The following is a 13366-nucleotide window of genomic DNA, read 5'->3' as shown; positions in this document are numbered from 1 at the left end:
CGGAGGAGAACATGCTTCTGTCCGATCATCGTGCCTATTCGACCATCCCAGCCTCCAACCTCGCGAGGGCCAAGGCCTGGTATCGCGACAAGCTCGGCCTCGAGCCGGCCGAGGAGTTGCCGATCGGCATCGTCTACCGCCTCGCCGACGGCACCGGCTTCCAGCTCTACGAGACGCAGTTCGCCGGCACCGCGCAAAACACCGCGATGGCCTTCAGCTCCAAGGATGTCGCAGCCGACATGCAGATGCTGAGAGCGCGCGGCGTGAAGTTCGAGGAATATGACTTTCCCGGGCTGAAGACCGAGAACGGGATGGCCAAGATGGGCCCCTACCACGGTGCATGGTTCAAGGATTCCGAGGGCAACATCCTCGCCATCGGCGACGAGCCGAACTGACCGGAGCGCTTTCAGTAAAAGCCTGTCCCCGCGAAGGCGGGGATTGCAGACTGTTCCTCCTCGGACTTGATCCGGGGATCGAAAGCGCGACCAACCAAAGAACTGGAGCTTCAGCCATTCGACGAACGGATGAAGCTCGGTGAGTGCACTGCATTGACAGCGCGCGCGGCGGGCAACAGTCTGCCGCGCCATGACGATTGCAACTTCCCTGCCGGCTGATGCGAAGCCGCGCCTCATCGCCGAGATCGACGCCCGGCGCGACGACCTGATCGCCCTGACGCAGGATCTGATCCGCATCCCCACGATCAATCCGCCCGGCAACAACTACCGCGAGATCTGCGACTACCTCGCAAACCGCTTGAGCAAACGCGGCTATGCCATTGAATTGATTCGTGCGGAAGGTAAGCCAGGCGACAGCGACAAGTACCCGCGCTGGAATATCGTGGCGCGGCGCGAAGGCGCCGGGCCGGGCGAGACGGTGCATTTCAACTCACACCATGACGTGGTGGAGGTCGGCCGCGGCTGGACCTTCGACCCGTTTGGCGGCGAGCTCAGGGACGGGCGAATCTACGGTCGCGGCACCTGCGACATGAAGGGCGGCCTCGCCGCCTCGATCATCGCCGCCGAGGCCTTCGCCGACATCGTCCCCGACTATCGCGGCGCCATCGAGATTTCCGGTACCGCCGACGAAGAGACCGGCGGCTTCGGTGGCGTCGCCTATCTCGCCGAGCAGGGCTATTTCTCGCCGGAGCGCGTGCAGCACGTCATCATCCCCGAGCCGCTCAACAAGGATCGGATCTGCCTCGGACACCGCGGTGTCTGGTGGGCCGAGATCGAGACCTTCGGGCGGATCGCGCACGGCTCGATGCCGTTCCTTGGCGATAGCGCCATCCGCCACATGGCCGAAGTGCTGCGCCAGTTCGAGGACGTGCTCTATCCAGCGCTGAGCCTCAAGCGCACCGCCATGCCGGTGGTGCCGCCCGGGGCGCGGCAATCGACCATGAACATCAACTCGATCCATGGCGGTCAGGCCGAACCCGAGGGCGGCTTCACCGGCTTTCCGGCGCCGGTGGTGGCGCATTCGGCCCGCATCGTCATCGATCGTCGCTATCTGATCGAGGAAAGCCCAGCGGCGGTGCGGCAGGAGGTGATCGACCTGCTCGAGAAGCTGAAGGCCGAACGACAGGGCTTCAGCTACGAGATCCGCGACCTCTGGACCATCTCGCCAACCATGACCGAGATAGACGCCCCGGTGGTGCGCTCGGTCGCCAAGGCGATCGGCGAGGTGATGGGGGTCGCGCCGGAATATGTCGTCTCGCCCGGCACTTATGATCAGAAGCACATCGACCGCATCGGCCGGTTGAAGAACTGCATTGCCTACGGCCCCGGCATCCTCGATCTGGCGCACCAGCCGGACGAGTGGGTCGGCGTCGACGACATGCTGGATTCGGCCAAGGTCATGGCGCTGACGCTGCTCGATTTGTTGGGGCCGAGCGCTGTTGAATGACCAAGATCTCGCCTCCCTCTCCGATGTCATCCCTGCGAAAGCAGGGACCCAATTCGCCAGCCCGCACCAGACGAGAGTTGGTTCCCTGCTTTCGCAGCGATGACATCGAGTGTGTGGAGGTACAGTGGGTTATTCAGAAAGCGCTTCCAACCTACGTCCGTAACTGGCGAAAATCCGCTCACCCACCCGGTTCACCTCAAGCCGGAAGCATCCTAGGATCGTCTCAAGGCCGCGGGGGTAAGCGGCTTCAATCAGAAGGGATAATCATGCGCAGATCACTGGTCGTGCTGGCTCTCGCCGGCGCATTGGCAATGACCACCGCGATGACGCCGGCATTCGCCCAGGCGCGGACCGATGTGAAGGTCGGCCTCGTGCTCGAGCCGCCGAGCCTTGACCCAACTGCCGAGGCCGCGGCCGCCGTCGACGAAGTGCTCTATGCCAACGTCTTCGAGGGCCTGACCCGTATCGTCGCCGATGGCAGCGTCGTGCCGGCGCTGGCCAAATCCTGGGATATCTCCGAGGACGGGCTGACCTACACCTTCCACCTGGTCGAGGGCGCCAAGTTCCACGACGGCACCGATTTCAATGCCGACGATGTGAAATTCTCGCTCGACCGCATCAATGCCGAGGGCTCGCTGAACGCCCAGAAGGCGCTCTACGCTTCGATCGCTTCGGTGGAAGTGGTCGATCCGGCGACCGTCAAGGTCACGCTGAAGCAGCCGGATGGGAACCTGATCTACAACCTCGCCTGGGGCGATGCGGTGATCGTGGCGCCGGAAAGCGCCGACAACAACAAGACCAACCCGATCGGCACCGGCCCGTTCAGCTTCAAGGATCGCGTCGAGGGCGACAGCATCACGCTCGAGAAGAACCAGGCCTATTGGGGCACGCCCGTGAAGCTCGAAGGCGCGACCTTCAAGTTCATCGCCGACCCGACCGCCGCGTTTGCAGCGCTGCAGGCGGGCGACGTCGACACCTTCCCGAACTTCCCGGCTCCCGAGACCGTGGCACAGTTCCAGAACGATCCGCGCTTCCGCGTGGTGATCGGCTCTACCGAAGGCGAGACCATCCTGACCATGAACAACGGCAAGCCGCCGCTGGACAACGTCAAGGTGCGCGAAGCCATCGCCCATGCCATTGATCGCCAGGCGATCATCGATGGCGCCATGTTCGGCTACGGCACTCCGATCGGCACTTTCCTGTCGCCGGCCAACCCGGACTATGTCGACTTGACCGCGCAGTCGAACTACGACCCGGAGAAGTCGAAGGCCCTGCTGGCCGAGGTGGGTGTCACCGATCTGACGCTGTCGCTGAAGCTGCCGCCGGTCGAGGGCTATGCCCGCCGCGGCGGGGAGATCATCGCCAGCCAGCTGGCAGCTGTCGGCATCAAGACCGAAGTGACCAACCTCGAATGGGCCCAGTGGCTCAGTGAGGTGTTCACCGACAAGAACTACGACCTGACCATCATCTCGCACACCGAGCCCAACGATATCGGGATTTTTGCGCGCGACGGGTACTACTTCAATTACAACAATGCCGACTTCAAGCAGATCATCGCCGACCTGGCAGTGACCGCAGATCCGGCCAAGCGCTCGGAGCTGACCAAGGCCGCCGAAAAGAACCTTGCCGACAACTATGCCGTTGGTTTCCTGTTCGAGCTCGCCAAGGTCGGGGTCGAGAATGCCAAGCTCAAGGGCATGTGGGAGAACGCCCCCACCCAGGCGACCGACCTCACCGGCGTGTCCTGGGAAGAGTGAGTGTTTGGGAGGCGGGCAATGCCCGCCTCCCACTCTGATGCGTTTGATCACCAGCCACCCCCACAGCCGCGATGTCATCCCAGCGAAAGCTGGGACCCAACTCACCGTCTGCTCGGGGGGGGAAATGGGTCCTAGCTTTCGCTGGGATGACACCTGCGGGCAAACAAGGACCGCCGCCTGTAGCAGGATCGAGGGGCCCCGCTGATGCCCTCATTCATCCTCGGCCGATTGGTCTCGCTCGTCCTCAGCCTGATCGCTGCTTCGATCGTCATCTTCCTCGTCCTCGAGGTGGTGCCGGGTGATCCGGCGCAGTTCATGCTCGGGCTGAATGCGACGCCGGAGGCCACCGCGGCGCTGCGCACCGCGCTCGGCCTCGATGGCCCGTTGCTCGAGCGCTACTTCACCTGGGTGCTGGGGCTGCTGCATGGCGATTTCGGTATCAGCTACACCTACAAGGTGCCGGTATCCGGGCTGATCGCCGATCGCATCTGGATTTCGCTGCCGCTCGCCATCTATGCGCTGGCGCTGTCGACGCTGATCGCCTTTCCCGTCGGCATCCTCGCGGCGGTCAGGCGCAACTCGGCCACCGATGTCGGCATCATGGGAGCGACGCAGGTCGGCCTCGCGGTGCCGAACTTCTGGTTCGCCATGCTGCTGGTGCTGCTGTTCTCGATCACCCTCAGGTGGTTCTCCGCCGGCGGCTTCCCCGGTTGGCAGGATCCACTCCTTGCGCTGAAGGCGCTGACCCTGCCGGCCGTGGCGCTGGCGCTGCCGCAGGCCTCGATCCTCGCCCGCGTCATGCGCTCCTCGCTGCTCGACACCCTTGGCGAGGACTATATCCGTTCGGCTCGCGCCAAGGGCCTGAGCCAGGGGCAGACGCTGTGGCGCCATGCGCTGCGCAATGCGCTGATCCCGGTGCTGACCATTATCGGCTTGCAGTTCTCGTTCCTGCTCGCGGGGGCGATCATCATCGAGAACGTCTTCTTCCTGCCTGGGCTCGGCCGGCTGGTGTTCCAGGGCATCACCTCACGCGACCTGATCGTGGTGAAATCGGTGGTGATGCTGCTGGTCTTCGCGGTGATCCTCGTCACCTTCCTCGTCGATATCACCTACGCGTTGGTCGACCCGCGGCTCCGGAGAGCGACGCGATGAGTTCCATTGCCGCTCCCGCCACCCGTGACAGCCTGCTGAAGGCGGCGCTCCGCTCGCCGAACTTCCTTATTGGTGCAGCGATCACCCTGGTCTTCGTCCTCGCGGCGCTGATCTCGTTCGTCTGGACGCCGTACGACTATCTGCTCCAGAACATCCCCAACAAGCTTAAGCCGCCATCGGCGGAGCACTGGTTGGGCACCGATCATTTCGGCCGCGATATCTTCTCGATGATCATGGTGGGGGCCCGCACCTCGATCGCCGTGGCCTTCATCGCGGTGACGGTCGCCATGGTGATCGGCGTGCCGATCGGGCTCTGGGCCGCGGCGCGGCGCGGCACGCTGCTCGATGACGTGCTGATGCGCGCCAATGACCTGGTGTTCGCTTTCCCGGCGCTGCTGATCGCCATCCTGATCACCGCGGTGTTCGGGCCGGGCGCGATCAACGCCATCATCGCCGTCGGCCTCTACAACATGCCGGTCTTCGCGCGGCTGGCGCGGGCCGGGGCGCTGAGCCTGTGGCAGCGCGAGTTCATCATGGCGGCACGGGTTTCGGGCAAGGGCGCGGCGCGCATCTCGTTCGAACACATCCTGCCCAACATCCTCAACACTCTGGTGGTGCAGGCGACCATCCAGTTCGCCCTCGGCATCCTCGCCGAAGCAGCGCTGGCCTATGTCGGGCTGGGCGTGCAACCGCCGACCCCGAGCTGGGGCAAGATGCTGGCCGACAGCCAGACCATGATCAGCCTCGCGCCGCATGTCGCGCTGGTGCCTGGGTTGACCATCGTACTGATGGTGCTGGGCGTGAACCTGCTCGGTGACGGCCTGCGCGATATCTTCGATCCTCGCCTGAGGCGGAACCGCTGATGGCGCTGCTCGACGTCAAGGACCTGCGGCTGTCGATCGGCAAGTTCCCGATCCTCAAGGACATCGACCTGTCGGTGGATGCCGGCGAAATCCTCGGCGTCATCGGCGAGAGCGGCTCCGGCAAATCGATGACGGCGCTGAGCGTCATGCAGTTGCTGCCGTTCGGGGCGACGACATCAGGTTCGGTGAAGCTGGAGGGGCGCGAAGTGCTCGGGCTGCCGGACGCCGAAATGCGGAAGATCCGCGGCGGCACGGTGGGCATGGTGTTCCAGGAGCCGATGACGGCGCTGAACCCGGTCAAGACCATCGGCGACCAGGTAGCCGAGACCGCCATGGTGCACGGCGGCCTCGGCCGACGCGAGGCGCTGGAGGTCGCACGACAGACCCTCGAGCGCGTCGAACTGCCCACGTCGCGCTTCCCGCTCGATCGCTATCCGCACGAGCTCAGCGGTGGACAGCGGCAGCGCGTGGTGATCGCCATGGCCATCGCCATGCGGCCAAAGCTGTTGATCGCCGATGAGCCGACCACCGCACTCGACGTGACCACGCAGGCGGCAATCCTGAAGCTGCTGCAGAAGCTGGTCGATGAAGACGGCATGGGGCTGATGTTCATCACCCACGATCTCGGGGTAATCGCCGGGCTCGCCGACAAGGTGTCGATCATGCGGCAGGGTGAGGTGGTGGAGGCAGGGCCCACCGTGCCGCTGTTCCGCAGCCTGAGGCATCCCTACTCGAAGGCGCTGTTCGAGGCGTCCTCGCACGTCCCGCCACGCATCCCGCCGGCTACGGTCGGCGGCACCCCGGTGCTGGCCGTCGACGACGTGGTGCGCGAATATCCCTTGCCGCGTCGCGGCCTGTTCGAGAGGCGCAAGGTGTTGCGCGCCGTCGATGGCGTGAGCCTCAGGATCGAAAAGGGCGAGAATGTCGGGCTGGTCGGCGAATCCGGCTGCGGCAAGTCCACGCTGGCCCGCGCCATCATGGCGCTTGAGCCGACGCAAGGCGGTCGCATCGCTATCGCTGGCGAGCCGATCGATCCGAAAAACGGCGCGAGCTTTGCCACGCGACGGCACCTGCAGGTGGTGTTCCAGGATCCCTATGGCAGTTTCAACCCGCGTCACCGCGTCGATCGGCTGGTGAGCGAGCCGTTCCATCTGCTCGGATCGGCTGCGCCAAGTGGCGCTGAACGCGACAAGCGCATCGCCCGGGCGCTGGAGGAGGTCGGGCTCTCGGCTGCCGACAGCGAGAAATACGTGCACGAGTTCTCCGGCGGGCAGCGGCAGCGCATCGCCATTGCCCGGGCGCTGATCATCGAGCCGAGCCTGATCATCCTCGATGAGGCGGTATCGGCGCTCGACGTCTCCGTCAGGGCCCAGGTGCTGGACCTGCTGGCCGAGCTCTCCGACCGGCTGCAGCTGAGCTACCTGTTCATCTCGCACGACCTCGCCGTGGTCCGCTCCATCACCGACCGGGTGCTGGTGATGCGGGCGGGCAAGATCGTCGAGGAGGGGGCGACAGAAGAGGTGTTCCGGTCGCCGAAACACCCCTACACACAGGAGTTGCTGGCTGCGACGCCGAACCTGGAAGGCGCGCTTGCCAAGCGCGAGGCTGCGGGCGCATAGCCTCGGCCACGGCAGATACGAGTTTGAGATGACCGACCTGAGCCTGTTCTTCGATCCCACCAAGTGCTTCATCGGCGGCCGCTGGGTTGCGCCGCAGGGCGGCGACTACCTGCCGATCGAGAACCCCTCGACCGGCGAGACCATCGGGCAGATCGCTCGTGGCAAGGCCGCAGATGTTGATGCGGCGGTTGCGGCGGCAAAGGCGGCGCTGGCCGGCGAATGGGGACGAACGCCGGCGGCGGAACGCGGCCGCATCCTCAGCCGCATCGGGCAGAAAGTGCTGGAGCGAGCCGACGATCTGGCGCGCATCGAAGCGCTCGATGTCGGCAAGCCGTTGAAACAGGCGAAGGCCGATGCGCTGGCGCTGGCGCGCTATCTCGAGTTCTACGGCGGGGCTTGCGACAAGATCCACGGCGAGACCATTCCGTATCTCGATGGCTACACCGTCTACACTTTGCGCGAGCCGCACGGTGTCACGGCGCACATCATCCCCTGGAACTACCCGATGCAGATCATCGGTCGCTCGGTGACCGGTGCCCTCGCGATGGGGAATGCCGCAGTGCTGAAGCCGGCCGAGGAAGCCTGCCTCACGGCCATTGCCTTCGCGAAAATCGCTGAAGACGCCGGCCTGCCGGCGGGGGCGCTGAACGTCGTGCCGGGGCTGGGCGAGGAAGCCGGCGCGGCGCTGACCGCGCATCCCGGCGTCAACCACATCTCGTTCACCGGCTCGGTCGGCGTCGGCAAGCTGATCCAGCACGCGGCGGCCGAGAACGTCGTGCCGGTGACGCTGGAGCTCGGCGGCAAGTCGCCACAGCTGGTGTTCGAAGACGCCGACCTCGATCGGGCGCTGCCGTTCCTGATCAATGCCGGCATCCAGAATGCCGGGCAGACCTGCTCGGCCAGTTCGCGCATCCTGGTGCACCGGTCGATCCATAACGAAGTGCTGCAACGGATGGCCGAGCGCTACCGGGCGCTTAGGGTTGGTCCGGCGATCGCCGATCTCGATCTCGGCCCGCTGGTGTCGGAGCGGCAGAAAGAGATCGTCGGCGGGTTCCTGGGCGATCTCGGCGGCGCCGAGATAGCGGCAGAGGGCAACATCGTTGGCGATGCGCCGCATGGCGGGCACTATCAGGCCCCGACACTGCTCTCGCGCGTCTCCCCGGATAACCGGCTGGCGCAGGACGAGATCTTTGGCCCGGTGCAGGTGGTGATCCCGTTCGAGGACGAGGCGGAAGCGGTGGCCATCGCCAACGGCACGGATTTCGGCCTCGTGGCCGGCGTCTGGACGCGCGATGGCGGGCGGCAGATGCGGATGGCCAAGGCGATCAAGACCGGCCAGGTGTTCCTGAACAATTACGGCGCGGGCGGAGGCGTCGAGCTGCCATTCGGCGGCGTCGGCAAATCCGGCCACGGCCGCGAAAAGGGTTTCGAGGCGCTGTACGGCTTCTCGGTGTTGAAGACAGTGGCCGCATGGCACGGGTGATTTCATGAGACTGGAAGGCAAGGTCGCCATCGTTACGGGCGGCGCATCGGGGTTTGGCGCCGGCATCGTGCGGAAGTTCGCCGCCGAGGGCGCGAAAGTGCTGATCGCCGATATCAACGTCGACGGCGCTGAAGCGTTGGCGCGGGAACTCGGCCAGAAGGCCGGTCACGTCGACGTCAGCAAGGACGCGAGCGTCAATCAGTTGGCAGCGGCGGCGCTGATGGCGTTCGGCAAGGTCGATATCCTCGTCAACAATGCCGGCGTATCGCACCTGCCGGCGGCGTTGGACGAGATCTCCGAGGCCGACTTCGACCGGGTGTTCAACGTCAACATGAAGTCGGTCTACCTGACCGCACGGCACCTCGTGCCGCATTTCAAGGCACGCAAGACCGGCGTGATCCTCAACGTCGCCTCGACCGCCGCAGTGAGCCCGCGCCCGCGGCTCAGCTGGTACAATGCTTCGAAGGGCTGGATGGTGACGGCGACCAAGTCGATGGCGGTCGAGCTGGCGCCACTGGGTATCAGGGTCAACGCCATCAATCCGGTGGCCGGCGAGACGCCTTTGCTCAAGACCTTCATGGGCGAGGATACGCCGGAAATCCGGGCGAAGTTCCTCTCCACCATTCCCCTGGGGCGTTTCTCGACGCCCGAGGACATGGGCAATGCGGCCTGCTTCCTCTGCTCGGACGAAGCCTCGATGATCACCGGCGTCGCCCTCGAGGTCGACGGCGGCCGGGTGATCTAGCGCGTTCGATCATTGAGTTGCACAACTCGCCTCCCCACCGCATGTCGGTGGGGAGGCGAGGCCGTGCACCATGGCTGGTGCTTCAACCTTTGCCGTGAACTGCTCTACCGCAGGAACGCGTTGATCTCCCGCGCGACCGCCGCCGGCGCTTCCCAGTGCAGCGAGTGGGCGGCGTTGGCGATGGGCGCGTGGGTGAAGCGTGGCACTTTGCCGTGCAGTTCCTCGACGGCACCAAACGGCGCCAGCAGATCGAGATCGCCCGACAGTGCCAGCACTTCACAGGCCACCGTAGACAGATCGACGACCATGCCGCGATCGATTGCTGCGACCTGCCGGGCGAAATCGCCGGGCGACTGGCGGTGCGGGTAGGCGGTCGAGGCCGCCGCTGCCGCGGCGAAGTTCGCCTCGTCGGCGAAGAACGGCGTCGAGAACAGCCACTGGTAAAGCAGCCGGAACCAATCGGGCGGCGGCACGGTGAAATAGAGCCGCGACAGGTCGCGGAACAAGGTTCGCGCCTTGGGGCTGATGGTGCCGGCGCCCATCGTCACCATCCGGCTGACCCGGGTGGGGTGGGTGGCTGCCAGCGCCAGACCGAGAAAGCCGCCGAGCGAATGGCCTATCACCTCGACCCGTTCGAGCCCGAGATGGTCGAGCAGTGCCGCGCAATCGGAGACCATCTCGCCGAGTGCGATCGGGCCTTCGACCCGCGTTCGGCCGGAGCCGCGGTTGTCGATCAGGATCAGTTGTCTGTCGGGCAGCAATGGCAACAGCGGTCCCCAGCTGGCGCCGTCGCTGGCGGTACCGGCGATTAGCAGCAGCGGCCTGCCTTCGCCGAGGATTTCGTAATGCACGGTGGCGGCGCCATTCTGGAACTCAGGCATGCGGCAATCTCGATTGTTTTTGCTCGGCCGTGGCGTGGACAGGTCGGACGCGAAGTCTATATTTGACCGGTTGGACAAATGGCTGGAGCGTGATCAGGAAAGGTTGCAGACCTTTCCGGTTCGATCTCGCGACAAAACAAGGACCTGGAGCAGGAGTGCGGTTCAAAGAAACGCAATCCTGCCCAGTGCGAACATGGCACAGGACGCCCTCGGAAATGAAGTGAGCCGTGCCAGCGCGGCGACGCTTCAGGGGATCGACGACTTCGTCACCGGCTTTCTCGGCTACGAGAAGAAGGCCGGCAACATCATTGCCGCCGCGGATGGCGAGCCGGACGCCGTGCTCGCCAACACCTATGCCGGTTTCACCTGGATGTTCCTCGAGGCCGAGGGCGCCAAGGCGATGGCGGGGAAGTACCTCGCCCGGGCCGAGGCGGCCGCGGCCGGTGCGAACGAGCGGGAGCGGATGCTGATCGCGCAGCTCGAGCGCTGGATCGCCGACGACGTTCCCGCCGTGCAGGCAATCGGCGACGAGATCGTGGCGCGCCATCCGCGCGACCTGACCTCGGTGAAGCTGCACCAGTATTTCAGCTTCAACCGTGGCGACGCCGCCAATATGCTGCGCATCGCCAAGGCGGCGGAGGCGGCGAACGCCGACAACCCGCATATCCACGGCATGCTGGCCTTCGGCTACGAGCAGTTGCACGACCTCGAGACCGCCGAGCGCGAGGCGCGGCTGGCGCTGAAGCTGAAGGCCAAGGAGCCCTGGGCGCAGCACGCGCTGGCGCATGTGATGCTGGGCACTGGGCGCGTCGCGGAGGGCGTGCAGTTCCTCGCCGAGGCACAGCGGACCTGGGTCGACCTCAACTCCTTCATGTACACCCACAACTGGTGGCACAAGGCGCTGTTCCACATCAGCCAAGGCGACCATACGGCGGTGTTGGACGCCTATGACAACCATGTCTGGGGCATCGAGCCGGATTACTCGCAGGACCAGGTCGGTGCTGTGTCGCTGCTGGCCCGCATGGAGGTCGCCGGCATGGATGTCGGCAACCGCTGGGAGGATGTGGCGGACCATATGAAGGGCAGGGGGCGCGACACCATCCAGCCTTTCCTGACGCTGCAATATCTCTACGGGCTGGCGCGAGCCGAGCGCACCGAGGCCGACGAGCTGATGCGCGCCGTCGAGGAGAAGGCCGCGACCTCGTCGGCCTTCGACCGGGTGGTCTGGCAGGAGGTGGCTTTGCCGGCGGCACGCGGCGTCCTGGCGCATGCCCGGGGCGACCACGGCGCGGCGGCGAAGTGGCTTTCGGTCGCCAACCCGCGGATGAGCGAGACCGGCGGCAGCCATGCCCAGCGCGACCTGTTCGGGCAGTTGCTGCTCGACGCGCATCTGAAGCTTGGCAACTGGACGATCGCGCGGCAGATGCTAGAGATGCGCCGCACCTGGGACCCCGATGGGGTCCCGGTCAACGCGGCGCTGGCCCTGGTGAACGAACGGCTGGGAACGGCCGCCTGACCTCGCGTGCCACGACCACCGGGTCATTCCCGCGAAAGCGGGAACCACGGTCTTCTTGCTCTCGGCGATATCGCAAACGGAGATTCCCGCCTGCGCGGGAATGACCCGGTGATAGGGGTGGGTTAGGGTGCCGCAAAGTTCGAATCCCGACAAAGGAGCCCGGATGAAACCCGGACCGCGCAACCTGATCACCGACGTCGCAGGCCTGCGCGTCGGCAATTCCGAGGATCACGAGATCAAGACCGGCACCACGGTGCTGGTCGGCGACAAACCGTTCCGCGCTTCGGTCGATGTGATGGGCGGCTCACCCGGCTCGCGCGAGACCGAGCTGCTGGCGCCGGACAAGCTGGTCGAGGAGGTCGACGCGCTGGTGCTCTCGGGCGGCTCCGCCTTCGGCCTCGACGCGGCGTCCGGGGTCAGCGACGGGCTGCGCAAGCTTGGCCGCGGTTTCCGGGTGGAAAAGGCGACCGTGCCGATCGTGCCGGGTGCCATCATCTTCGACCTGCTCAACAATGGCGACAAGGACTGGGACGAGAACCCCTATCGGGCGCTTGGCGCCAAGGCGTTGGCCAGTGCCGGCGAGGATTTCGCGCTCGGCACGGCGGGCGCCGGCGTCGGCGCGCTGACGGCGAACCTCAAGGGTGGGCTCGGCTCGGCCTCGCTGGTCATCCCTGGCGGCTTCACCGTCGGAGCGCTGGTGGTGGCGAACCCCACCGGTAGCGTCACGATGGGCGACAGCAGGCACTTCTGGGCAGCGCCGTTCGAGGCGGACGGCGAGTTTGGTGGCCTTGGCCCGCTGCCCGGGCCGATGCCGTTCGAACAAACCGCCCGTTCGAAGCGCGACTGGGTGACGCCGATCTCCAACACCACCATCGCCATCGTCGCCACCGATGCCGACCTCACCAAGGCGCAACTGAAGCGCCTCGCCGTGGCGGCCCAGGACGGTATCGCCCGCGGCGCCAGCCCGGCCCACACCCAGGTCGATGGCGATCTGATCTTCTCGGTATCGACCGGTGCGCGCCCGATCACCACGCCGGTGTTGAACGCCCTGCAACTCGGTCACGCTGCCGCAGTTTGCCTGAGCCGCGCCATGGCCCGGGCGATCTACCTCGCAACCCCGGCACCAAACGATCCGGTGCCGACCTGGCGGGAGAAGTGGGGGAGGTGATCGCGGGAGTCGTGGCCAGCGCCCCCTCTCTTGCGAAAACTAAGGACTTAGGTTCGCTAAGCCCAAGTTTTCGCTTTCTCCCCCGCTAAGGGGGAGAGTCCCGACTGATGCTCCGATGCGAATGGTGGCCACCGATCATCTCCCCCCTTGCGGGGGAGAAAGCGATTTCTTGGGCTTAGCTTCTTGGCTAAGTCCTAGAAATCGCAAGAGAGCATCTGTGTTTGCCGTCAAGCTGTTTTGGGTTGGTCAGGCTCCCAAGGGCGGTTCTGCGTAAGCAGGG

At 65.5% G+C, this 13366-nt stretch carries 11 protein-coding genes; 10 read left to right on the top strand and 1 reads right to left on the bottom strand.

The features are described 5' to 3' along the window. The first annotated feature begins 11 nt into the window (after positions 1–11). From AC1ROK_RS10095 to AC1ROK_RS10060, 8 genes are all read left to right on the top strand, one after another. The gene (locus AC1ROK_RS10095; protein WP_055878116.1) at positions 12–395 is read left to right on the top strand and encodes a VOC family protein; all 384 of its coding nucleotides are present in this window, start codon (positions 12–14) and stop codon (positions 393–395) included. Positions 396–585: 190 nt separating this feature from the next. After that, positions 586–1902 (top strand): acetylornithine deacetylase/succinyl-diaminopimelate desuccinylase family protein, encoded by a 1317-nt coding sequence (locus AC1ROK_RS10090; RefSeq protein WP_492846424.1) that lies wholly within the window; start codon positions 586–588, stop codon positions 1900–1902. Positions 1903–2168: 266 nt separating this feature from the next. After that, positions 2169–3659, top strand: a complete 1491-nt coding sequence (locus AC1ROK_RS10085) for an ABC transporter substrate-binding protein (protein ID WP_492846423.1) — start codon at positions 2169–2171, stop codon at positions 3657–3659. Positions 3660–3863: 204 nt separating this feature from the next. Next, a complete protein-coding gene (locus tag AC1ROK_RS10080; RefSeq protein ID WP_069912032.1) occupies positions 3864–4811 on the top strand; it encodes an ABC transporter permease in 948 nt (315 codons plus the stop codon). Further along, positions 4808–5674 carry an ABC transporter permease gene (locus AC1ROK_RS10075; protein WP_492846420.1) on the top strand — a complete coding sequence of 289 codons (867 nt, stop codon included), beginning with the start codon at positions 4808–4810 and terminating at the stop codon, positions 5672–5674. Before AC1ROK_RS10080 ends, AC1ROK_RS10075 begins: the two co-directional genes overlap by 4 nt. Further along, on the top strand, positions 5674–7293 hold the full coding sequence (locus AC1ROK_RS10070) for an ABC transporter ATP-binding protein (protein ID WP_492846418.1): 1620 nt from the start codon (positions 5674–5676) through the stop codon (positions 7291–7293). The genes AC1ROK_RS10075 and AC1ROK_RS10070 overlap by 1 nt, the downstream gene beginning before the upstream one ends. Before the next feature lie 28 nt (positions 7294–7321). Beyond that, a complete protein-coding gene (locus AC1ROK_RS10065; protein WP_492846416.1) occupies positions 7322–8776 on the top strand; it encodes an aldehyde dehydrogenase family protein in 1455 nt (484 codons plus the stop codon). A 4-nt stretch (positions 8777–8780) separates the two neighbouring features. After that, on the top strand, positions 8781–9521 hold the full coding sequence (locus AC1ROK_RS10060) for an SDR family oxidoreductase (protein WP_492846414.1): 741 nt from the start codon (positions 8781–8783) through the stop codon (positions 9519–9521). Between the two features lie 104 nt (positions 9522–9625). Here the strand turns inward: AC1ROK_RS10060 and AC1ROK_RS10055 are convergent, their stop codons facing one another. Beyond that, positions 9626–10402, bottom strand: coding sequence for an alpha/beta fold hydrolase (locus AC1ROK_RS10055; protein WP_492846412.1), 777 nt, complete (start codon positions 10400–10402; stop codon positions 9626–9628). Between the two features lie 220 nt (positions 10403–10622). On the opposite strand from AC1ROK_RS10055, the gene AC1ROK_RS10050 reads away from it, so the two are divergent. Both AC1ROK_RS10050 and AC1ROK_RS10045 read left to right on the top strand, forming a co-directional pair. Then, a complete protein-coding gene (locus tag AC1ROK_RS10050) occupies positions 10623–11918 on the top strand; it encodes a tetratricopeptide repeat protein (protein WP_492846410.1) in 1296 nt (431 codons plus the stop codon). 163 nt (positions 11919–12081) lie between these two features. After that, positions 12082–13086: a P1 family peptidase gene (locus AC1ROK_RS10045; RefSeq protein WP_492846408.1), complete on the top strand. Its 1005-nt coding sequence runs from the start codon at positions 12082–12084 to the stop codon at positions 13084–13086. The last annotated feature ends 280 nt before the right edge of the window (positions 13087–13366 follow it).

Source organism: Devosia sp. GW821-FHT12F11 (genome assembly GCF_058806655.1).
This window is presented reverse-complemented; position numbering and strand designations above follow the sequence as displayed.

What these genes read in the sequence shown, in the direction of transcription:
- AC1ROK_RS10095 (WP_055878116.1), top strand. Translation starts at nt 12, where the DNA reads ATGCTTCTGTCCGATCATCGTGCCTATTCGACCATCCCAGCCTCCAAC.
- AC1ROK_RS10090 (WP_492846424.1), top strand. Translation starts at nt 586, where the DNA reads ATGACGATTGCAACTTCCCTGCCGGCTGATGCGAAGCCGCGCCTCATC.
- AC1ROK_RS10085 (WP_492846423.1), top strand. Translation starts at nt 2,169, where the DNA reads ATGCGCAGATCACTGGTCGTGCTGGCTCTCGCCGGCGCATTGGCAATG.
- AC1ROK_RS10080 (WP_069912032.1), top strand. Translation starts at nt 3,864, where the DNA reads ATGCCCTCATTCATCCTCGGCCGATTGGTCTCGCTCGTCCTCAGCCTG.
- AC1ROK_RS10075 (WP_492846420.1), top strand. Translation starts at nt 4,808, where the DNA reads ATGAGTTCCATTGCCGCTCCCGCCACCCGTGACAGCCTGCTGAAGGCG.
- AC1ROK_RS10070 (WP_492846418.1), top strand. Translation starts at nt 5,674, where the DNA reads ATGGCGCTGCTCGACGTCAAGGACCTGCGGCTGTCGATCGGCAAGTTC.
- AC1ROK_RS10065 (WP_492846416.1), top strand. Translation starts at nt 7,322, where the DNA reads ATGACCGACCTGAGCCTGTTCTTCGATCCCACCAAGTGCTTCATCGGC.
- AC1ROK_RS10060 (WP_492846414.1), top strand. Translation starts at nt 8,781, where the DNA reads ATGAGACTGGAAGGCAAGGTCGCCATCGTTACGGGCGGCGCATCGGGG.
- AC1ROK_RS10055 (WP_492846412.1), bottom strand. Translation starts at nt 10,402, where the DNA reads ATGCCTGAGTTCCAGAATGGCGCCGCCACCGTGCATTACGAAATCCTC.
- AC1ROK_RS10045 (WP_492846408.1), top strand. Translation starts at nt 12,082, where the DNA reads ATGAAACCCGGACCGCGCAACCTGATCACCGACGTCGCAGGCCTGCGC.